The sequence below is a fragment of the Pseudomonas khorasanensis genome, from assembly GCF_014268505.2.
Taxonomy (GTDB): Bacteria; Pseudomonadota; Gammaproteobacteria; order Pseudomonadales; family Pseudomonadaceae; genus Aquipseudomonas; species Aquipseudomonas khorasanensis.
In genome coordinates, this window is record NZ_JABWQP020000013.1 from 74,311 (window position 1) to 95,033 (window position 20,723).

Sequence of the window (20,723 nt, forward strand, 5' to 3'; positions counted from 1 at the left end):
GGAAATTACTCGGCGGTATGAGCGGCGATGGTGCAGGCAGGTTTGCCGGCAGCGTATTTAAGACTGGGATCGACCAGCGCGTCGAAGCGTTTCAAGGCCTCGGAGCCGATCAAAAGCGGGTATTGGAACGCACTTCGGTCGGTCAGGTTCACTTCGATGCTGCGCATCGCCGAACCCATGCAGATATCCAGCTCGATCACCGGACGGGCCGTGTACTGTTTGCCCTCTTCCGGATCGTAGTCGCCGGCGCGACGCTTGATCTTGCTGACCCGGGCCAGCGGCCGTTCGATCGGGTGGGAGTGCGCGGCGTCGATTGCCAGGTAGAAACGTACCCAGGATTCACCGTTGCGTTTGAAGCGTTTGATATCGCGCGCACTCAATGAGGCGGTTTTCGCGCCGGTGTCGAGTTTGGCGGCGACTTCGAGATTGATGCCATCGAGCGAAGCGTATTCGTTGAGGCCGTACACGGTTTTTTCCCCCGCGGCGGCGAGGCCGGGCAGGCAAAACAGCGCTAATAATGTGGGGAAAGGCTTGAGTCTCATAAATCCTGGTGCGCAGCGTTCCGTTATCGGTTCAGGTGCCCGCGCAACCGCGCGCAAGCCCCTGCGTGTGCTTATCAGCTTTTTATGGCAAGCCGTACAAATGACCAGCAAATGCGGGCGGCATTCTAGCACGGTGGTTTTATGGCGCCAGCGCTTGCGCCGTCCAGCGCAGAGATCAAAAGATCGTCCGATCGCGGCCCGAGCCTTCGGCAGCTCCTACATGGGATTGCGTACATCCTGTAGGAGCTGCCGGAGGCTGCGATCTTTTTAGGTTATTAGACGATTGTCGACAATACCTATTTATCCTTTGACGTATGCGGGCTAATTAGCTAGTTTTTGCCGCATTGGATATCAAGGTGTCGACAATCATGCTGGATCAACTCGATCCCCCGGTCATCAGCGGCGACGATTCCGAGACGCTGTCGGAGAACGTCTTCCGGCGTATTCAGGCGGCCATCGTCAAGGGAGAGATCGCCCCGGGCAGCAAGATCTCCGAGCCGGAGCTGGCGCGCACTTACGGCATCAGCCGCGGGCCGTTGCGTGAGGCGATCCATCGGCTGGAGGGGCAGCGCTTGCTGGTGCGCATACCGCACGTTGGCGCGCGAGTGGTTTCGCTCAGTCATGCCGAGTTGATCGAACTCTACGAAATCCGTGAATCCCTCGAGGGCATGGCCTGTCGTCTCGCCGCCGAGCGCATGAGCGTCGAAGAAATCGACGAGCTGCGCCGAGTGCTGGAAACCCACGAGCGCGACGCCGCATTTCAGGCCGGTGTCGGGTACTACCAGCAGGAAGGCGATTTCGACTTCCACTACCGGATTATCCAGGGCAGCGGCAACCGCACCCTGACGCAGATGCTCTGCGGCGAGCTCTATCAACTGGTGCGCATGTACCGCATCCAGTTTTCCACCACGCCGAACCGCCCGCATCAGGCCTTCGCCGAACACCACCGGATTCTCGACGCCATCGCCGACCGTGACGGCGAACTCGCGGAATTGTTGATGCGCCGTCACATCGGCGCCTCGAAACGCAACATTGCCCGTCACTACGAGGACGGCGCCCACCACCAGACAGCCACTGAACGAGGTGAGTCATGAGTTCCAACCTGAACACGCCGGGCCAGCGTTTCCGCGATGCGGTCGCCAGCGAGCATCCTTTGCAAGTCGTCGGCGCGATCAACGCCAACCACGCGCTGCTGGCCAAGCGCGCCGGTTTCAAGGCGATTTATCTCTCCGGTGGCGGGGTGGCCGCGGGCTCGCTCGGTGTGCCGGATCTGGGCATTACCGGTCTGGATGATGTGCTGACCGATGTGCGCCGCATCACCGATGTCTGCGACCTGCCGCTGCTCGTCGATGTCGACACCGGTTTTGGCTCGTCGGCGTTCAACGTGGCGCGCACGGTCAAGTCGATGATCAAGTTCGGCGCGGCGGCGATTCACATCGAGGACCAGGTCGGCGCCAAGCGCTGCGGCCATCGTCCGAATAAGGAAATCGTCAGCCAGCAGGAAATGGTCGATCGCATCAAGGCCGCGGTCGATGCGCGCACCGACGACAGCTTTGTGATCATGGCGCGCACCGATGCGCTGGCGGTGGAAGGCCTGGAGTCGGCACTGGATCGCGCCGCCGCGTGCATCGAGGCCGGTGCCGACATGATCTTCCCGGAAGCGATTACCGAGCTGGACATGTACAAGCTGTTCGCCAGCCGTGTCAAAGCGCCGATCCTGGCCAACATCACCGAGTTCGGCGCGACGCCGCTGTACACCACCGAGCAACTGGCCGGCGCCGACGTGTCGCTGGTGCTGTACCCGCTGTCGGCGTTCCGGGCGATGAACAAAGCGGCGGAAAACGTCTACACCGCGATCCGCCGCGATGGCACGCAGCAGAATGTCATCGACACCATGCAAACTCGCATGGAGCTTTACGATCGAATCGATTACCACACGTTCGAGCAGAAGCTTGATGCGTTGTTTGCACAGAAAAAAGGCTGAACAAGACCCTGTGGGAGCGAGCCTGCTCGCGAAGGACGCCAACGATAACGCGGTGTCCCTGATGCACTATTCGCGAGCAGGCTCGCTCCCACATGTTTCCCCTACAAATTCAAGAAAATTGGAGACAGCAATGGCCGAAGCAAAAGTACTCAGTGGCGCCGGGCTCCGTGGTCAGGTTGCCGGGCAAACCGCACTGTCCACCGTGGGCCAGGCTGGCGCCGGCCTGACCTATCGCGGCTACGACGTTCGCGAACTGGCAGCCGACGCACAATTTGAAGAAGTCGCCTACCTGCTGCTTTATGGAGAGCTGCCAACCAAGGCGCAACTCGCCGATTACCAGAGCAAGCTGAGCAAACTGCGCGACCTGCCGCCAGCACTGAAGGAAGTGCTCGAGCGCATCCCTGCTGACGCCCATCCGATGGACGTGATGCGCACCGGTTGTTCGTTCCTCGGCAACATTGAGCCGGAGAAAGACTTCTCCGAGCAACGCGACAAGACTGATCGCCTGCTCGCCGCGTTCCCGGCGATCATGTGCTACTGGTATCGCTTCAGCCACGACGGCAAGCGCATCGATTGCGTCAGCGACGAGCCGACCCTCGGCGGGCATTTCCTGCATTTGCTGCACGACAAGAAGCCGAGCGACCTGCACGTCAAAGTGATGAACGTGTCGCTGATTCTTTACGCCGAGCATGAATTCAACGCCTCGACGTTCACCGCGCGGGTGTGTGCCTCGACCCTGTCGGACCTGTATTCCTGCGTGACGGCGGCCATCGGCTCGTTGCGCGGCCCGCTGCACGGCGGTGCCAACGAAGCGGCGATGGAAATGATCGAGCGTTTTTCGTCGCCGGAAGAAGCGATCAAAGGCACCCTGGGAATGCTCGAGCGCAAGGACAAGATCATGGGCTTCGGCCACGCGATCTATAAGGACAGCGACCCGCGCAACGAGGTGATCAAGGGGTGGTCGAAAAAACTCGCCGATGAAGTAGGCGACACGGTGCTGTTCCCGGTTTCCGAAGCCATCGACAAGACGATGTGGGAGCAGAAGAAACTGTTCCCCAATGCCGATTTCTATCATGCCTCGGCGTACCACTTCATGGGCATTCCGACCAAGCTGTTCACGCCGATCTTCGTCTGCTCGCGCCTGACCGGCTGGGCCGCGCATGTGTTCGAACAGCGCGCCAACAACCGCATCATCCGTCCAAGCGCCGAATACGTCGGCGTCGAACAGCGCAAGTTCGTGCCAATCGAACGTCGCTGAATGGTGGGCTGACCCGATCCCGGAAAACACCGCTAGACCCTGTGGGAGCGAGCCTGCTCGCGAAGACGGACTGACATTCACCATCGATGTCGACTGATCTACCGCTTTCGCGAGCAGGCTCGCTCCCACAGTGGATGGTGTGTAACTCAGGTTTGTGTCGGCCACCCTTTGAAACTACCGTGACCCGAGTCCTGACCCGATGAACACACAATTTCGCAAAACGCTGCCCGGCAGCCCTCTGGATTATTTCGACGCCCGCGCGGCAGTCGAGGCGATCCAGCCTGGCAGCTACGACACCCTGCCGTACACCTCTCGCGTATTGGCGGAAAACCTCGTGCGTCGCTGCGATCCGGCGACGCTGACCGATTCGCTCAAGCAGTTGATCGAGCGCAGGCGCGACCTCGACTTTCCGTGGTTCCCGGCGCGTGTGGTTTGCCATGACATTCTCGGCCAGACCGCGTTGGTTGACCTCGCCGGTTTGCGCGATGCCATCGCGTTGCAGGGCGGCGACCCGGCGCAAGTGAACCCGGTGGTGCCGACGCAATTGATCGTCGATCACTCGCTGGCCGTCGAGGCGGGCGGTTTTGATGCCCAGGCTTTCGAGAAAAACCGCGCCATTGAAGACCGGCGCAACGAAGACCGTTTCCACTTCATCAACTGGACCAAAAAAGCCTTCAAGAACGTTGATGTGATTCCGCCGGGCAACGGCATCATGCACCAGATCAACCTGGAGAAAATGTCTCCGGTGATCCAGGTGCGCGACGGTGTAGCCTTTCCGGATACCTGCGTCGGCACCGACAGCCACACCCCGCACGTTGATGCCCTGGGCGTCATCGCCATCGGCGTCGGTGGTCTTGAGGCCGAGAGCGTCATGCTTGGTCGTGCCTCGTGGATGCGCCTGCCGGAGAGCGTCGGCGTCGAGCTGACCGGCAAGCTGCAGCCTGGTATCACCGCCACCGACATGGTGCTGGCGCTGACCGAATACCTGCGCAAACAGAAAGTCGTCGGCGCATGGCTGGAGTTCTTCGGCGAAGGCGCCGCTGCGCTGACCCTTGGCGACCGCGCGACCATCTCCAACATGGCCCCGGAATACGGCGCCACGGCCGCGATGTTCTACATCGATCAGCAAACGATTGATTACCTGAAGCTCACCGGTCGTGAAGATCAGCAGGTCCAACTGGTCGAGCAATACGCCAAACTCACCGGTTTGTGGGCCGACAGCCTCAAGGGCGCGCAATACGAGCGCGGCCTGACCTTCGATCTGTCGTCGGTGGTGCGCAACATGGCCGGGCCGAGCAACCCGCATGCCCGCGTCGCGGTGGCGGATCTGGCCGCCAAAGGTATCTCCGGCCAGTGGGATGACGTGCCGGGGCAGATGCCGGACGGCGCGGTGATCATCGCCGCCATTACCAGCTGCACCAATACCAGCAACCCGCGCAACGTCATCGCCGCCGGTCTGCTGGCGCGCAATGCCAACAAGCTCGGCCTGACCCGCAAACCATGGGTCAAGTCCTCGCTGGCGCCGGGTTCGAAAACCGTGGCGCTGTACCTCGATGAGGCGGGTTTGACCACCGAACTGGAACAGCTCGGGTTCGGTGTCGTGGCGTTTGCCTGCACCACCTGCAACGGCATGTCTGGCGCGCTCGACCCGGTGATCCAGCAAGAGATCATCGACCGCGATCTTTACGCCACCGCCGTGTTGTCGGGCAACCGCAACTTCGACGGCCGCATTCACCCATACGCCAAACAGGCGTTCCTCGCTTCGCCGCCACTGGTGGTCGCGTACGCCATCGCCGGCACCATCCGTTTCGATATCGAAAAGGACGTGCTGGGTGTGGTCGATGGCCAGGAAATCCGCCTCAAGGACATCTGGCCGAGCGACGAAGAAATCGACGCGGTGGTGAAGTCTTCGGTCAAGCCGGAGCAGTTCCGCCAGGTCTATATTCCGATGTTCGCCGTGCATGAAGACACCGGCCCGAAAGTCACGCCGCTGTACGAATGGCGCGAGATGAGCACCTACATCCGCCGTCCGCCTTACTGGGAAGGCGCACTGGCTGGTGCACGTCCGCTCAAGGGCATGCGCCCGCTGGCGGTGCTGCCGGACAACATCACCACCGATCACCTGTCGCCGTCCAACGCGATCATGCTGGACAGCGCAGCCGGCGAATACCTGGCGAAAATGGGCTTGCCGGAGGAAGACTTCAACTCCTACGCCACCCACCGTGGCGACCACTTGACCGCGCAACGCGCAACGTTCGCCAACCCGAAACTGTTCAACGAAATGGTCGTGGAAAACGGCCAGGTCAAACAGGGCTCGCTGGCCCGTGTCGAGCCGGAAGGCAAAGTGATGCGCATGTGGGAAGCCATCGAAACCTACATGGCGCGCAAGCAGCCGCTGATCATCATTGCCGGCGCCGATTACGGTCAGGGTTCCTCCCGCGACTGGGCGGCAAAAGGCGTGCGCCTGGCGGGCGTGGAAGCGATTGCCGCTGAAGGCTTTGAACGCATCCACCGCACCAACCTGGTGGGCATGGGCGTGTTGCCTCTGGAGTTCAAGCCGGGCACTGACCGCAAGACGCTGGGCATCGACGGCAGCGAAACCTATGACGTCATCGGCGCGCGCACACCGCGCGCCGATCTGACGCTGGTGATCCATCGCAAAAGTGGCGAGCGCGTTGAAGTGCCGGTCACTTGCCGTCTCGATACCGCTGAAGAAGTGTCGATCTACGAGGCTGGCGGCGTGTTGCAGCGCTTCGCTCAGGACTTCCTCGAAGGGTCGGCGGTGGCTGTTTAATCAACTGATGGGGGCATGGGATTTCAGTCCCATGCCTTCGGTAAGGAGCATCATGGCTCACGCATCACAGATCGCCCCTCAAATTAAAATCGCCGCCACCTACATGCGCGGCGGCACCAGCAAAGGCGTGTTTTTCAGCCTCACGGATTTGCCTGAAGCTGCTCAGGTTCCCGGCCCGGCCCGTGACGCATTGCTGCTGCGCGTGATCGGCAGTCCGGACCCGTACGACAAGCAAATCGACGGCATGGGCGGCGCCACGTCCAGCACCAGCAAAACCGTGATCCTCTCGAAAAGCACCCGGGCCGACCACGACGTCGATTACCTGTTCGGGCAGGTGTCCATCGACAAGCCGTTTGTGGACTGGAGTGGTAACTGCGGCAACCTGTCGGCGGCGGTCGGTTCGTTTGCCATCAGCAACGGACTCGTCGACGCCAGCCGCATTCCGCACAACGGAGTCGCCGTGGTGCGGGTCTGGCAGGCCAACATCGGCAAGACCATCATCGCCCATGTGCCGATCACCAACGGTGAGGTGCAGGAAACCGGCGATTTCGAACTCGACGGCGTGACGTTTCCCGCCGCCGAAGTGCAAGTGGAATTCATGGACCCGGCGGCAGAAGAAGAGGGCGGCGGTGGCTCGATGTTCCCGACCGGCAACCTGGTCGATGAACTGGAAGTGCCCGGTGTCGGTACGTTCAAGGCGACCATGATCAACGCGGGTATCCCGACGATTTTCGTCAATGCCGAAGACATCGGCTACACCGGCACCGAGCTGCAGGGTGCGATCAACGGCGATCCGAAAGCACTGCTGATGTTCGAAACCATTCGAGCGTACGGCGCGCTGCGGATGGGGTTGATTTCGAATCTGGAAGAAGCGGCCAAACGGCAGCACACGCCGAAAGTCGCGTTTGTCGCCAGGCCTGCGGATTACGTGTCTTCCAGCGGCAAAGCGGTTGCCGCGGCTGACGTTGATCTGCTGGTGCGAGCACTGTCGATGGGCAAGCTGCATCACGCCATGATGGGCACGGCGGCGGTGGCCATTGGCACGGCGGCGGCGATTTCCGGGACGCTGGTGAATCTGGCGGCGGGTGGCGTCGAGCGCAATGCCGTGCGCTTTGGGCACCCGTCAGGGACGTTGCGCGTAGGCGCTGAAGCCACCTTCGAAAACGGCGAGTGGGTGGTGAAAAAAGCCATCATGAGCCGCAGCGCGCGGGTGCTGATGGAAGGCTTCGTCCGCGTTCCCGGCGACTCTTTCTGACCCAACACACCACCAGGTAGGAGCTGCCGAAGGCTGCGATCTTTCAGGATCAAAAGATCGCAGCCTTCGGCAGCTCCTTGTATCTCGACTAACGCTCCGTCAGGAGCGATAGTTCTCGACTGATCATCGAGGGAGGGACTTGGAAGCCGCGCAGCTCCTTAGGCTTGTTGCCTGTGACGTAGATCGTGCTCCAGCCCTCCACACTCACTCGTACAGTTCGCACGGTATCTTGGGCCCGCCTCCGGCGAGAGCCCGCATTCGCAAGGTTGGACAGAGTGACGTGATGATCACAACAGGGAACAAGTGGAGAAACGATCATGTCCGGTTTCGTTGGCGTCGACATCGCAAAAAACACCTTTGATATCGCTACACACCTGCCCAACGGCAAGCACAAAACCAAGGCCAAACTGGCCAACGATCCAAAGGGCTTCAAAGAGTTTGAGGCTTGGCTAGACAAAAACGTCGAGCGTTCGGCCCTGATCGTGATGGAAGCCACCAGCGTCTACCACTTGGAGCTTGCCGAGTTCGTTTACAACAAAGGCTTCCGGGTCTGCGTGGTGAACCCGGCTACGACCAAAGCGTACGCTGACAGCGAACTTCGCCGGATCAAGACCGATAAAAGCGATGCGAAACTGATCGCCGACTTCGCTCGGGAAAAGGATCAAAAGCTTCGGCCATGGGCGCCTGAGCCGCTGAAATATCGCCAGTTGAAAGCAATGGTGCGCCGCCTGGATGACCTTCAGGAAATGGAACAAATGGAGCTTAATCGTCTGGACGTTTCCGACGAAAAGGTCAAAGACTCGATCAACTCCGTTCTGCGCCATATCGAAAAAGAGATCGTAGAAACGCATAAGGCGATCAAAAAACACATCGATGACGACCCGGATATGCGTCAGATGCGGGATCTGATCGTAACCATCGACGGCATCGGACAAAAAACGCTTGAGCGATTGCTGGCCGAACTGGGTGACTTGCGCAAATACAGTGATCCTCGCCAACTGGTCGCTGCTGCGGGGCTCAATCCAAAGCTGCAGGAATCAGGAAAGTTCAAAGGTCATACCCTGATCTCAAGAGTAGGGTCAGCACGGCTGCGTGCAGGCCTTTACATGCCTGGCATGGTGGCGTTGAAACACAATAAGGCGATCAAGGCGATGAAAGAGCGCCTGGAGGCCAACGGCAAAGCCCCCAAGCAGATCATCTGCGCGGCAATGCGCAAGCTGCTGCACTTCGTTTACGGAGTGCTCAAGTCAGGACTGCCATATGACCCGAAACTTGCGCTTGCCCGGTGAGGCTTAAGACGGTATCTACAGGAGTGAATCGAACATGAGCGCCAACGTCGACCTGAACAACCGTCCCGACTACGACATCGTCCTGCAGGACATTGCCGATTACGTCCTCACCTTCAAAGCCGAATCCGCCGAAGCCCTCGACACCGCCCGCAACTGCCTGATGGACACGTTGGGCTGCGGCTTGCTGGCGCTGCGTTTTCCTGAATGCACCAAGCACTTGGGGCCCATTGTCGAAGGCACCGTGGTGCCGTTCGGCGCTCGGGTTCCCGGCACGCCGTATCGTCTGGATCCGGTCAAGGCTGCCTGGGACATCGGCTGCATTGTCCGCTGGCTCGACTACAACGACACTTGGCTCGCCGCTGAATGGGGGCATCCTTCGGACAACCTCGGCGGGATTCTTGCGGTCGCGGATCACCTGTCGCAAAAGCGCCTGGCCAGTGGCGAAGCGCCGCTGACGGTGCGCGATGTGCTGGAAGCGATGATCATGGCGCACGAGATTCAAGGCGTGATTGCCTTGGAAAACTCTTTCAACCGCGTAGGACTCGACCACGTCATTCTGGTGAAAGTCGCCTCGACCGCCGTCACTGCCAAACTCATGGGCGCCAATCGCGAGCAGCTTTTATCGGCGTTGTCCCACGCGTTCGCCGATGGACAGGCACTGCGTACCTATCGCCATGCGCCAAACGCCGGCTCACGAAAGTCCTGGGCAGCGGGCGACGCGACCAGTCGTGGCGTGCGTCTGGCCGACATCGCGATGCGCGGCGAGATGGGCATTCCCGGTGTGCTGAGCGCGAAACAGTGGGGCTTCTACGACGTGTCGTTCAGTCACACCAACAACGATCTGGCACTGAAACCCGACGATAAACGCGCCTTCAGTTTTTCACGGCCGTTCGGCAGCTACGTGATGGAAAACGTGCTGTTCAAAATCAGCTTCCCGGCAGAGTTCCACGCGCAAACGGCGTGCGAAGCGGCGGTGGCCCTGCATCCACAGGTGCGCAATCGCCTGCATGAAATCGACCGCATCGTCATCACCACTCACGAATCGGCGATCCGCATCATTTCCAAGGTCGGGCCGCTGGCCAACGCCGCTGACCGCGACCATTGCCTTCAATACATGACCGCTGTACCGCTGGCGTTCGGCAATCTGATTGCCGAGCACTACGAGGATGATTTCCACAAGGCGCACCCGATCATTGATGTGCTGCGCGACAAAATGGTCATCGTCGAAGAGCCGCGTTACACCCGTGAATACCTGGAGGCTGACAAGCGCTCGATTGCCAACGCCGTGCAGGTTCTCTTCAAGGACGGCAGCAGCACCGACAACGTCGTCGTGGAATACCCGATCGGCCATCGTCGCCGCCGTGCGGACGGCATTCCGCTGCTCGAGGACAAGTTCAAAGCCAATCTGGCGACGCGCTTCACCGCCCTGCGCGGCGGGGAAATCTTTGATCTATGCAAGGATCTGGCGCGGCTTGAAGCGACGCCGGTCAATCGCTTTGTCGATCTATGGGCCATCTGAACCATTTTTCAAACGGCAACTTGGTGATCGCAAAACCGCTCAACAGTATCGCCGAATAGATCATCAACTCCTTTGAGAGCGCCTGGCCTTCGTACCAGGCGCCGATGATCACAGCGAATACCGGAAAAATGATAAACACGAACGACAGAATGATCGGGCTCAAGCGTTTAAGCAGCAGAAAATAAACGATAAATCCGCCCACCGATGCCACCAGCCCGAGATAGAGCAGGGCGCCCCATGAGCGCGCGGTCACGTTCTGAAACTGTGGCGCTTCGAGGCTTAGTCCGACAATTAATAACAGCACCCCGGCGATGCCGATCGGCAAGGTGTTATAGGTGATCACGCTGATCGCGCTGCCGTGCTTTTTAGTCACCACGTAACACAGCGCGTGCATTACGGCTGCACCGAGAATCGCCAGCACGCCGAGCCATTCGGCTTTATCCACAAGCAAACCCTGGCTACGGATAATCATGAACAGACTGCCGAAACCAATGGCAATGCCGAGTACCTGCGAAGGGTAGATTCTCTCGCGCAGAAACAACGCAGAGAACACCAGGATAAACACCGGCATGCAGCTGAACAGCAGCGCCGTCAGGCCCGACGACACGTGGATTTCGCCGTAGTTGAGCAGGTAGTAGGGCACGCTGAAGTACGACAGCGTGACGAACACAAAGAACCAGCGACTTTGCCGAGGAAACAGCAAAGGCTCTCTTCGCAACAGCGCGAAACTGAGGAACAGCGGGAAGGCAATCAAAAAGCGCAGGCCCGCCGCGGTAAGTGGCGGCACGCTTTCAATCGCGATCTTGATTCCCAGCCACGTAGTGCCCCAGCTCAGGCAAACGATGAGAAACAGCAGGCTGGTGACAAATCCGGCGAGCCTGGGCTTGGTCATGCTGATTGGCGTGCTGACAGTGGTCGACATGGCGCGTGCTCCCGGCGTTCGAATTGACCGCTTTGTTGAAAAGGTTTATGTCTGATTGAACCTGTTTTCAGCACGCTATTCGGGGCGACAATGACTGTCAAAGCAAGTATTGCCATGGTGTCAATCCTCAGGGGCGGTCTCGCCAACCGCGCGGGTGTCAAATACAAACGCCTCGCCGATGCCGTCGCACAAGCGATCAAGGAAGGCGTTATCGATGCCGGCAGCAAGTTGCCGCCGCACCGACTGTTGGCGGACAGTCTCGGCGTCACCATCGGAACGGTCAGCCGGGCTTATGGCGAGTTGGAGCGTGTCGGTTTGGTCGTGGCCCGTGTAGGAGATGGCACGTATGTGCGTCAGCGCGGGATGGAGCGGCCCCAGGATAAAGGCTTTCGCAATGTCAGCGACGAGCCGCCGGCGTGTTTCGACATGAGCCGGAATCAACCAATACCGGGCCAGGAGGCGGCGTTCATGAGCCAGTCTCTTCAGGATCTGGCTACCGATCCGGGTGTGTTGCGGCAATTGACCGGCTACACCGCCGAAATTGGTCTGGCGCGGCATCGCTTGGCGGGCGCCGTCTGGTTGCGTCATGGCGATTTTGTGCCGCACGCCGATCAGGTGCTTTGCGTCAACGGCGGTCAGCACGGATTGCTGTGCGCGTTGATGGGCTTGCTCAAGGCGGGCGACACCGTGGTCACCGAGCAATTGTCCTACCCCGGACTGATCAGCGTCGCACGTCAGCTCGGGATAAAGCTCATCGGCGCTGCGATGGACGACGAAGGACTTCTACCCTCGGCACTGGAGGATATTTGCCGCCAGCATCGCGTTTCGGCGTTGTACTGCACGCCGACCATTCAGAATCCTACGGCGGCCGTGATGTCGATCCCACGGCGCGAAGCGATTGCCGACATCGCCAGGCAACACAATCTGCTGATCATCGAGGACGAAGCGCATGCGGTCCTCGACCGTCAGCGCCCGTTGCCGCTGAGTTACTTCGCAGCGGAACGCTCAGTGCTGATCGGCAGTTTGAGCAAGGCCGTGTCGGCGGGGCTGCGGGTCGGTTATCTGCACGCGCCGCAAGCATTGATCGGGCGGATCGGTTCGGCCATCCGGGGGAGTTGCTGGATGGCCAATCCGCTGTCGATGGAAGTGGCGAGCCTGTGGATCGAAAACGGCATGGCCGAACGTTTACTCGATGAACAGATCACCGAGATCGGGCGGCGCAAGGCGCTGGTCGCGCCAATGCTGGAAGGCCTGGATTACAAAACCCATACGCACAGTCCGCATTTCTGGGTAGAGGTGCCCGAGTTGTGGCGGGCGTCGCAGATCGCTGCGGAATTGAAAGAAAACAACTATCTGGTCGCGACTGCCGAGGCGTTCGCGGTCGGGCATGGCGCGGTGCCGCAGTTCATTCGGGTGAGTGTGTGCAATCCGGTGGGGGATGACCAGTTGTTGCTTGCAGGCTTCGAAGCCCTGGCCGGGGCATTAACGGAAACCGTGTGATCGTTATTCGCGAGCAGGCTCGCTCCAACAGGTTTCGGGTGTGTCTGCAAATTTTGCATTCACCACAAAACCCTGTGGGAGCGAGCCTGCTCGCGAAGGCGTCAGGCCAGGCAATGCAGACCTACTTGAACCGTCGCTCCACGCCTTTCTCGACGAGGATCTTCGCCGATATCTCTTCCACCGAAAAATGCGTGGAATTGATGTGCGGAATATTCTCGCGACGGAACAGATTTTCCACTTCACGCACTTCGAACTCGCACTGGGCGTAGCTCGAATAGCGGCTGTTGGGCTTGCGTTCGTTACGGATCGCCGTGAGGCGGTCCGGGTCGATGGTCAGGCCGAAGAGCTTGTGCTGATGAGCGCGCAGGGCGGCTGGCAGGGTCAGGCGCTCCATGTCGTCTTCGGTCAGCGGATAGTTGGCCGCACGGATACCGAACTGCATCGCCATGTACAGGCACGTCGGCGTTTTGCCGCATCGCGACACACCCACTAGTATCAAATCGGCTTTGTCGTAATAGTGCGTACGGGCGCCGTCATCGTTGTCGAGGGCGAAGTTCACCGCCTCGATACGCTCCATGTAATTGGAGTTGTGTCCGATCGAGTGAGACTTGCCGACGGTGTAGGAAGAGTGCTCGGTCAGTTCCTGCTCCAGAGGCGCGAGGAAGGTCGAGAAAATGTCGATCATGAAACCATTGGACGTTGCGAGAATCTCACGAATGTCCTGGTTGACGATGGTGTCGAAGATGATCGGGCGAAAGCCGTCGGTATCAGCGGCTTTGTTGATTTGTTGTACCATGGCCCGCGCTTTTTCCACGCTGTCGATGTACGGTCGCGTGAATTTGCTGAAGGTAATGTTTTCGAACTGCGCCAGCAGGCTTTGACCCAGGGTTTCGGCGGTGATGCCGGTGCCATCGGAGATGAAGAAAGCAGATCGTTTCATTTGCACCTTGGGCCTTGAGTGAGTGTCACCGATCACAAATACGCACGTGCGACACAGGACACTGGTAATGATTCTTGGATATGATAGGCGCGATTTGCCGGCCGCCATTGGCCAGCATTCTCACTTATTTTCCAGGTCCAGGCCACACAGCCGGCCGAGGCTCCCCCGGGCCGCCGGTTTCTGAGCTTTTCCAACACAGTTAGTGGAGAGATCACCTTGGTAGAGTACGTAGTTTCCCTCGATAAGCTCGGCAAACACGATGTTGAGCATGTGGGGGGCAAGAACGCATCCCTGGGCGAGATGATCAGTAACCTGGCAGGCGCCGGTGTTTCGGTCCCCGGCGGCTTCGCCACGACGGCTCAGGCCTATCGTGATTTCCTCGAGCTGAGCGGCCTCAACGAGCAGATCCACAAGGCCCTCGACGCGCTCGACGTTGACGACGTCAATGCCCTGGCCAAGACCGGCGCTCAGATCCGTCAGTGGATCATGGAAGCCGAATTCCCTGAAAAACTGAATGCCGAAATCCGCACCGCGTTCGCCGCGCTGTCGGCCGGTAACCCTGACGTGGCCGTGGCCGTGCGTTCTTCCGCTACCGCCGAAGACTTGCCGGACGCATCCTTCGCCGGTCAGCAGGAAACCTTCCTGAACATTCGTGGCGTGGAAAACGTTATCCGCGCCGCCAAAGAGGTGTTCGCTTCGCTGTTCAACGACCGTGCCATTTCCTACCGCGTGCACCAGGGCTTCGATCACAAGCTGGTCGCCCTGTCGGCTGGCGTGCAGCGCATGGTGCGTTCGGAAACCGGCACCGCCGGCGTGATGTTCACCCTCGATACCGAATCCGGCTTCCGTGACGTGGTGTTCATCACCGGCGCCTACGGCCTGGGCGAAACCGTTGTACAAGGCGCGGTCAACCCGGACGAATTCTATGTCCATAAAGGCACGCTGGAGGCCGGTCGCCCGGCGATCCTGCGTCGCAATCTGGGCAGCAAAGCCATCAAGATGATCTACGGCGACGAAGCCAAGGCTGGTCGTTCGGTCAAGACCGTCGATGTCGACAAGGCTGACCGCGCGCGCTTCTGCCTGACCGACGCGGAGGTCAGCGAGCTGGCCAAGCAGGCCATGATCATCGAAAAACACTACGGCTGCCCGATGGACATCGAGTGGGCCAAGGACGGTGACGACGGCAAGCTGTACATCGTGCAGGCCCGTCCGGAAACCGTGAAAAGCCGCACCCAGGCCAACGTCATGGAACGTTACCTGCTCAAGGAAACCGGCACCGTGCTGGTTGAAGGTCGCGCCATCGGCCAGCGCATCGGCGCCGGTAAAGTGCGGATCATCAAGGATGTCTCGGAAATGGACAAAGTCCAGCCGGGCGACGTGCTGGTGTCCGACATGACCGACCCCGACTGGGAGCCGGTGATGAAGCGCGCGAGCGCCATTGTCACCAACCGTGGCGGCCGCACCTGCCACGCCGCGATCATCGCGCGTGAGCTGGGCATCCCGGCCGTTGTCGGTTGCGGCAACGCCACCCAACTGCTCAAGGATGGCCAGGGCGTGACCGTGTCCTGCGCCGAAGGCGACACCGGTTACATCTTCGAAGGCGAACTGGGCTTCGACATCAAGAAGAACTCTGTCGACGCCATGCCGGAGCTGCCGTTCAAGATCATGATGAACGTCGGCAACCCGGACCGCGCCTTCGACTTCGCGCAACTGCCGAACGCCGGTGTAGGCCTGGCCCGTCTGGAATTCATCATCAACCGCATGATCGGCGTCCACCCGAAAGCGCTGCTGAACTACGACGGTCTGCCACAGGAAATCAAGGACAGCGTCGACAAGCGTATTGCTGGTTACAACGACCCGGTCGACTTCTACGTCGACAAACTGGTGGAAGGCATCAGTACCCTCGCTGCAGCGTTCACGCCGAAGAAAGTCATCGTGCGTTTGTCGGACTTCAAGTCCAACGAATACGCCAACCTGATCGGCGGCAAGCTGTACGAGCCGGAAGAAGAAAACCCGATGCTGGGCTTCCGTGGCGCTTCGCGTTACATCAGCGAATCGTTCCGCGACTGCTTCGAACTCGAATGCCGCGCGCTCAAGCGTGTGCGCAACGAGATGGGCCTGACCAACGTCGAAATCATGGTGCCGTTCGTGCGTACCCTGGGCGAAGCCAGCCAGGTCGTCGATCTGCTCGCAGGGAATGGCTTGAAGCGCGGCGAGAACGGTCTGCGTGTGATCATGATGTGCGAGCTGCCATCGAACGCGATTCTGGCTGAGGAATTCCTCGAGTTCTTCGACGGCTTCTCGATCGGCTCCAATGACCTGACCCAGCTCACTTTGGGTCTGGACCGCGACTCCGGCATCATCGCGCACCTGTTCGATGAGCGTAATCCGGCGGTCAAGAAGCTCTTGGCCAACGCCATCCAGGCGTGCAACAAGGCTGGCAAATACATCGGCATCTGCGGTCAGGGTCCTTCCGACCACCCGGATCTGGCCAAGTGGCTGATGGAGCAGGGTATCGAGAGCGTGTCGCTGAACCCGGACACCGTGCTGGAAACCTGGTTCTTCCTCGCCGAAGGCCAGCCACAGGCTTGATCAATAGGTAAACGACGGCCTTGCCCTGTGGGAGCGAGCCTGCTCGCGAAGACGGACTGACATCCAACATTGATGTCGCTGAACTTACCGTTTTCGCGGGCAGGCTCGCTCCCGCATGGGCTGGGCCTTGAGATTGAAGCAGGGCGGGGTCTCCGGATGCCGCCCTTTTTTGTGCAAGAGCATTATGCAAAGCAGCAGCAACCTGTTTCCTGTCGCCCTGATCAGCGCCGAGCGGCGCGGCGATCTGAGCGAAGACGTCTATCGTTTGAAACCCGGCAACAGCCCGGACTGGTCCGTCGAGGTCGCCGTCACGCGCTTGGGCATGGCCGATGAGTCGGTGCCCCGTGGTGTGCCGGTCATCTTGCTGCACGGCAGCTTTTCCAATCGACGTTTCTGGTTTTCGCCCAAAGGCCTCGGGCTCGGCGCGTATCTGGCGCGTCAGGGCTTCGATGTGTGGATCCCGGAAATGCGTGGTCACGGTTTGTCACAGCGCAACGAAGCGTACCGCCGTAACTGCGTCGCCGATTACGCCCGGTACGATTTGCCGGCGATTGCCGCGTTCGTGCGTGAACAAAGCGGACAGGTGCCGCACTGGATCGGCCATTCGCTGGGCGGCATCACCCTGGCGGCAGCGATCGGTGGCCAGTACCTCGGCGAACCCGCTGTAGCCTCGGCGGCGTTTTTCGGTACGCAAGTCAGCCGCACGTATTGGCCGTTGAAGATTCCACCGGTGGAGTGGGGCGGGCGCTTTATTCTCAAGCGCTTCGCGCAGTTGTCCGGCTCACGTCTCAAGCGAGGCCCGGAAGACGAACCCATCGGGCTGGCCATCGAAAGCATGCGCTGGTACGGCTTGTTCGGCCGGTTTGGCGACAAGGACAAGGATTGGTGGGCCGGGCTGGCGGACGTTCAAGTGCCAGTGCTGGCAGTGACGGCGGCCGGCGATCATCAGGATCCGGCGTGGGCTTGTCGCAAGTTGTTCGAGCAGATGGGCTCAGGGCACAAGCAATTCATCAATCTGGGACGCGAACAGGGCTTTCGCGACAATTTTGGCCATGTCGAGATGCTGGTGAGCAAAGCGGCGCAGGCTGAAGTGTGGCCATTGGTGGGTCGCTGGCTGAACGATCAGCAAACACCGTTGCTGGGCGAGAAGCCTGATCTGGCTGCTGCGGTCTGATGCGAGGCTGCGGGGCATTTCGTTCGGCTTGGCTTGCGGCTAAGATATGACGCATCATGCGGTTCTGGTCATATTTGGTGGCTGTTTAGCTATTACGTTTCAGGGTTTGTTCAGCTTCGGTCAGCGACCATGGCATGGGCTAAGGTAAACAGCGACTGCCCAGACACGCCTCACAAGAATGCGTCATCCTTGAGCGTCTTCCTTATTACAGGAGTTTTTCGATGAACCACTACCTTACGCCTGACCTGTGCGACGCCTATCCGGAGCTGGTGCAGGTGCTGGAACCGATGTTCAGCAATTTCGGCGGCCGTGATTCATTCGGTGGCGAGATCGTGACCATCAAGTGCTTCGAAGACAACTCGCTGGTCAAGGAGCAGGCCGAACTCGACGGCAAAGGCAAAGTGCTGGTCGTTGATGGTGGCGGCTCGCTACGCCGCGCATTGCTGGGCGACATGATCGCCGCCAAGGCTGCGCAGAACGGCTGGGAAGGGCTGGTGATTTACGGCTGCATCCGTGACGTCGATGTCATCGCCCAGACCGACCTCGGCGTGCAGGCCCTGGCCTCCCACCCGATGAAAACCGACAAGCGCGGCATCGGTGATCTCAACGTCCCGGTGACTTTCGCCGGCGTGACGTTCCATCCGGGCCAGTACATTTATGCGGACAACAACGGCGTGATCGTCTCGCCGAGTCCGCTGCAGATGCCTGAATAAGCTTTCGATTAAGGGATGCGGATGTTCGAGGAAGAAAACGCGCAGTGGGGGCTGGTGCACGCCCTGGTGCTGGACGGCAGAGGCGGCGCGCGTTCGATAGCCCGGACTGAACTTGACGACTTGCAGTTGCCGGCCCACGAAAGCCTTTGGCTGCACTGGGATCGCAGCCATCCACAGACCCAGACCTGGCTGCGCAAATCCAGCGGGCTCAACGAGTTCACCTGCGATCTTTTATTGGAAGAGAACACCCGGCCACGCTTGCTGCCGTTGCCCGACTCCGAGCTGCTGCTGTTTCTGCGTGGCGTCAACCTCAATCCCGGGGCCGAGCCTGAAGACATGGTTTCGGTGCGGATTTTCGCGTCCGCCCAACGGGTGATTTCCCTGCGTTTGCGTCCGCTTCGCGCCACGGATGAGTTGTTGGAGCTGCTGGCAGAAGGCAAGGGACCGAAAACATCTTCTGAATTGATGCTTTATCTGGCGCAGTTCCTCACTAACAAGGTGCAGGATCTGGTCACTTGTCTGTCGGAAGTGGTCGATGAAGAGGAAGAAAAACTCGATGCCGACGAACGGTATACCCCCGAGCATGGTGCCATCTTGCACATCCGCCGCAGGGCAGCGGGGCTTAAGCGTTTTCTCGCACCGCAGCGGGATATTTTCGGACAGCTGACGCGGATAAAACTGCCGTGGTTCGTCGAGGATGATGCCGATTACTGGAATGAACTGAACAACAGCCTGACGCGTTATCTGGAAGAGCTGGAATTGACCCGGGAGCGCGTGGGGCTTGTGCTTGAGGCCGAAGACCGGCGCTTGAGCGTACGCATGAATCGCACCATGTACCGCTTCGGCATTATCACTTGCATATTTTTGCCGATGAGTTTTATCACCGGTCTGTTGGGTATCAATGTGGGCGGCATTCCGTTCGCCAGCAGTCCTTATGGTTTCCTGATTGCCTGTTTGACGGTGCTTACCCTGGCGCTTGGTCAGTGGTGGTTGTTCCGTCGTTTGCGCTGGGTATGAAAATGGCACATGTGACCCGACCAGATTTGCCCGCGTCTTTCACAGACATCACGAGAGGTGCGTATGCACGATCCGTTTGAACAGTCTTTGCGCGACATGCTCAACGCTTCGCCGTCCAGCCGCGACGACGATGCGTGCCTGGGCCGCGTACTCAAAACCGCCAACCGCCAGGTCGGCGCCGGTGATCTGTTCAGCCTGCTGGGCCGCTGGCTGCCCGCGCTGATGATCGCCCTGAACAACGGCTCGGCCCACGTCTCGCCGGTTTCCCGTCTTCGTAAAACTACTGCTCGCACTGCTGATAAGGCTGATTGAATATGGAACTTGATCTCTGGACTCAGAGCCTCGTCACTGCAATGACTGCGTTGTGGACCAAAGTCGCCAACTTCATTCCGAACCTGTTCGGCGCACTGGTGGTGCTGTTGTTGGGCTTCGTCGTGGCCAAGCTGCTCGACACCCTGCTGTCCAAGCTGCTCGCCAAACTGGGCCTCGATCGCCTGATGGGCGGCACCGGATTGACCAAGTTGATGTCGCGTGCCGGTTTGCAGGTGCCGATCTCGACCCTTATCGGTAAAATCGTCTATTGGTTCGTTCTGCTCATCTTTCTGGTTTCTGCGGCAGAATCCCTTGGACTTGAGCGAGTTTCAGCTACGCTGGACATGCTGGCGCTGTATTTGCCCAAGGTATTCGGCGCCGCGCTGGTGTTGTTGGTCGGTGTGTTACTGGCGCAACTGGCCAATGGGCTGGTGCGCGGGGCGGCAGAAGGTGTAGGCCTGGACTACGCTTCGGGGTTGGGGCGGATAGCTCAGGGGCTGGTTATCATCATCAGCCTTTCGGTCGCGATCAGCCAGCTTGAGGTCAAGACCGACCTGCTGAACCACGTCATTGTTATCGTATTGATTACCGTTGGTCTGGCAGTTGCGCTGGCCATGGGTTTGGGAAGCCGGGAAATTGCCGGTCAGATTCTTGCGGGAATCTATGTGCGTGAGCTGTACGAGGTTGGGCAACAAGTGCGTGTTGGCGAGGTCGAAGGCCAGATCGAAGAGATCGGCACGGTTAAAACCACATTGCTGACCGATGAGGGTGAGCTAGTCTCTCTTTCCAATCGGATCCTGCTGGAACAGCATGTGAGTAGCCGCTAAACCGGCAAACCCTGCTAATGTATGCCGCCGCAAAATGCCAGCTGAGGCTGGTTGTGGCGGACATTGACCTGACTGTCGGCACGAC

The 20,723-nt window shown here is 59.6% G+C and carries 17 protein-coding genes; 14 read left to right on the top strand and 3 right to left on the bottom strand.

Annotation, left to right across the window (positions count from 1 at the left end):
* Positions 1 to 5 precede the first annotated feature (5 nt).
* Positions 6 to 542: a retropepsin-like aspartic peptidase RloA gene (rloA, locus tag HU727_RS21685; RefSeq protein ID WP_186534020.1), complete on the bottom strand. Its 537-nt coding sequence runs from the start codon at positions 540 to 542 to the stop codon at positions 6 to 8.
* A gap of 371 nt (positions 543 to 913) precedes the next feature.
* Here rloA and HU727_RS21690 point away from each other — a divergent pair, with 371 nt between their 5' ends.
* From HU727_RS21690 to prpD, 7 genes are all read left to right on the top strand, one after another.
* Complete coding sequence (locus HU727_RS21690; RefSeq protein WP_186534077.1) at positions 914 to 1,636, top strand: GntR family transcriptional regulator; 723 nt, start codon at positions 914 to 916, stop codon at positions 1,634 to 1,636.
* Positions 1,633 to 2,526 carry a methylisocitrate lyase gene (gene prpB, locus HU727_RS21695; RefSeq protein WP_186534019.1) on the top strand — a complete coding sequence of 298 codons (894 nt, stop codon included), beginning with the start codon at positions 1,633 to 1,635 and terminating at the stop codon, positions 2,524 to 2,526. Before HU727_RS21690 ends, prpB begins: the two co-directional genes overlap by 4 nt.
* Positions 2,527 to 2,656: 130 nt before the next feature.
* Positions 2,657 to 3,784, top strand: coding sequence for a bifunctional 2-methylcitrate synthase/citrate synthase (gene prpC, locus HU727_RS21700; protein ID WP_186534018.1), 1,128 nt, complete (start codon positions 2,657 to 2,659; stop codon positions 3,782 to 3,784).
* 199 nt (positions 3,785 to 3,983) lie between these two features.
* Positions 3,984 to 6,578, top strand: a complete 2,595-nt coding sequence (acnD, locus tag HU727_RS21705) for a Fe/S-dependent 2-methylisocitrate dehydratase AcnD (RefSeq protein WP_186534017.1) — start codon at positions 3,984 to 3,986, stop codon at positions 6,576 to 6,578.
* Between the two features lie 52 nt (positions 6,579 to 6,630).
* Positions 6,631 to 7,833 carry a 2-methylaconitate cis-trans isomerase PrpF gene (prpF, locus tag HU727_RS21710; protein ID WP_186534016.1) on the top strand — a complete coding sequence of 401 codons (1,203 nt, stop codon included), beginning with the start codon at positions 6,631 to 6,633 and terminating at the stop codon, positions 7,831 to 7,833.
* A 317-nt stretch (positions 7,834 to 8,150) separates the two neighbouring features.
* On the top strand, positions 8,151 to 9,122 hold the full coding sequence (locus HU727_RS21715; protein ID WP_217847141.1) for an IS110 family RNA-guided transposase: 972 nt from the start codon (positions 8,151 to 8,153) through the stop codon (positions 9,120 to 9,122).
* A 34-nt stretch (positions 9,123 to 9,156) separates the two neighbouring features.
* The gene (gene prpD / locus HU727_RS21720; protein WP_186534123.1) at positions 9,157 to 10,641 is read left to right on the top strand and encodes a 2-methylcitrate dehydratase; all 1,485 of its coding nucleotides are present in this window, start codon (positions 9,157 to 9,159) and stop codon (positions 10,639 to 10,641) included.
* On the opposite strand, the gene HU727_RS21725 is transcribed toward prpD, so the two are convergent.
* The gene (locus HU727_RS21725; protein WP_225919883.1) at positions 10,610 to 11,533 is read right to left on the bottom strand and encodes a DMT family transporter; all 924 of its coding nucleotides are present in this window, start codon (positions 11,531 to 11,533) and stop codon (positions 10,610 to 10,612) included. The genes prpD and HU727_RS21725 overlap by 32 nt on opposite strands.
* Before the next feature lie 120 nt (positions 11,534 to 11,653).
* On the opposite strand from HU727_RS21725, the gene HU727_RS21730 reads away from it, so the two are divergent.
* Complete coding sequence (locus tag HU727_RS21730) at positions 11,654 to 13,063, top strand: aminotransferase-like domain-containing protein (RefSeq protein ID WP_186534121.1); 1,410 nt, start codon at positions 11,654 to 11,656, stop codon at positions 13,061 to 13,063.
* A gap of 121 nt (positions 13,064 to 13,184) precedes the next feature.
* On the opposite strand, the gene ppsR is transcribed toward HU727_RS21730, so the two are convergent.
* Complete coding sequence (gene ppsR / locus HU727_RS21735; RefSeq protein WP_053118702.1) at positions 13,185 to 14,003, bottom strand: posphoenolpyruvate synthetase regulatory kinase/phosphorylase PpsR; 819 nt, start codon at positions 14,001 to 14,003, stop codon at positions 13,185 to 13,187.
* 216 nt (positions 14,004 to 14,219) lie between these two features.
* Here ppsR and ppsA point away from each other — a divergent pair, with 216 nt between their 5' ends.
* From ppsA to HU727_RS21765, 6 genes are all read left to right on the top strand, one after another.
* Positions 14,220 to 16,595, top strand: coding sequence for a phosphoenolpyruvate synthase (ppsA, locus tag HU727_RS21740; protein WP_186534120.1), 2,376 nt, complete (start codon positions 14,220 to 14,222; stop codon positions 16,593 to 16,595).
* 184 nt (positions 16,596 to 16,779) lie between these two features.
* On the top strand, positions 16,780 to 17,769 hold the full coding sequence (locus HU727_RS21745) for an alpha/beta fold hydrolase (RefSeq protein WP_186534119.1): 990 nt from the start codon (positions 16,780 to 16,782) through the stop codon (positions 17,767 to 17,769).
* Positions 17,770 to 17,990: 221 nt separating this feature from the next.
* Positions 17,991 to 18,482: a ribonuclease E activity regulator RraA gene (gene rraA / locus HU727_RS21750; protein WP_186534118.1), complete on the top strand. Its 492-nt coding sequence runs from the start codon at positions 17,991 to 17,993 to the stop codon at positions 18,480 to 18,482.
* A 21-nt stretch (positions 18,483 to 18,503) separates the two neighbouring features.
* The gene (gene cmaX / locus HU727_RS21755) at positions 18,504 to 19,499 is read left to right on the top strand and encodes a divalent cation transporter CmaX (RefSeq protein ID WP_186534117.1); all 996 of its coding nucleotides are present in this window, start codon (positions 18,504 to 18,506) and stop codon (positions 19,497 to 19,499) included.
* Between the two features lie 63 nt (positions 19,500 to 19,562).
* Positions 19,563 to 19,811 carry a hypothetical protein gene (locus HU727_RS21760; RefSeq protein WP_003223293.1) on the top strand — a complete coding sequence of 83 codons (249 nt, stop codon included), beginning with the start codon at positions 19,563 to 19,565 and terminating at the stop codon, positions 19,809 to 19,811.
* A gap of 2 nt (positions 19,812 to 19,813) precedes the next feature.
* Positions 19,814 to 20,638, top strand: a complete 825-nt coding sequence (locus HU727_RS21765; protein WP_186534116.1) for a mechanosensitive ion channel family protein — start codon at positions 19,814 to 19,816, stop codon at positions 20,636 to 20,638.
* Positions 20,639 to 20,723 lie beyond the last annotated feature (85 nt).

Coding starts and splice junctions, on each gene's coding strand:
- rloA (WP_186534020.1), bottom strand. CDS start 542: ATGAGACTCAAGCCTTTCCCCACATTATTAGCGCTGTTTTGCCTGCCC.
- ppsR (WP_053118702.1), bottom strand. CDS start 14,003: ATGAAACGATCTGCTTTCTTCATCTCCGATGGCACCGGCATCACCGCC.
- prpC (WP_186534018.1), top strand. CDS start 2,657: ATGGCCGAAGCAAAAGTACTCAGTGGCGCCGGGCTCCGTGGTCAGGTT.
- acnD (WP_186534017.1), top strand. CDS start 3,984: ATGAACACACAATTTCGCAAAACGCTGCCCGGCAGCCCTCTGGATTAT.
- HU727_RS21745 (WP_186534119.1), top strand. CDS start 16,780: ATGCAAAGCAGCAGCAACCTGTTTCCTGTCGCCCTGATCAGCGCCGAG.
- HU727_RS21765 (WP_186534116.1), top strand. CDS start 19,814: ATGGAACTTGATCTCTGGACTCAGAGCCTCGTCACTGCAATGACTGCG.
- HU727_RS21730 (WP_186534121.1), top strand. CDS start 11,654: ATGACTGTCAAAGCAAGTATTGCCATGGTGTCAATCCTCAGGGGCGGT.
- HU727_RS21725 (WP_225919883.1), bottom strand. CDS start 11,533: ATGACCAAGCCCAGGCTCGCCGGATTTGTCACCAGCCTGCTGTTTCTC.
- HU727_RS21760 (WP_003223293.1), top strand. CDS start 19,563: ATGCACGATCCGTTTGAACAGTCTTTGCGCGACATGCTCAACGCTTCG.
- prpB (WP_186534019.1), top strand. CDS start 1,633: ATGAGTTCCAACCTGAACACGCCGGGCCAGCGTTTCCGCGATGCGGTC.
- HU727_RS21715 (WP_217847141.1), top strand. CDS start 8,151: ATGTCCGGTTTCGTTGGCGTCGACATCGCAAAAAACACCTTTGATATC.
- cmaX (WP_186534117.1), top strand. CDS start 18,504: ATGTTCGAGGAAGAAAACGCGCAGTGGGGGCTGGTGCACGCCCTGGTG.
- prpD (WP_186534123.1), top strand. CDS start 9,157: ATGAGCGCCAACGTCGACCTGAACAACCGTCCCGACTACGACATCGTC.
- rraA (WP_186534118.1), top strand. CDS start 17,991: ATGAACCACTACCTTACGCCTGACCTGTGCGACGCCTATCCGGAGCTG.
- prpF (WP_186534016.1), top strand. CDS start 6,631: ATGGCTCACGCATCACAGATCGCCCCTCAAATTAAAATCGCCGCCACC.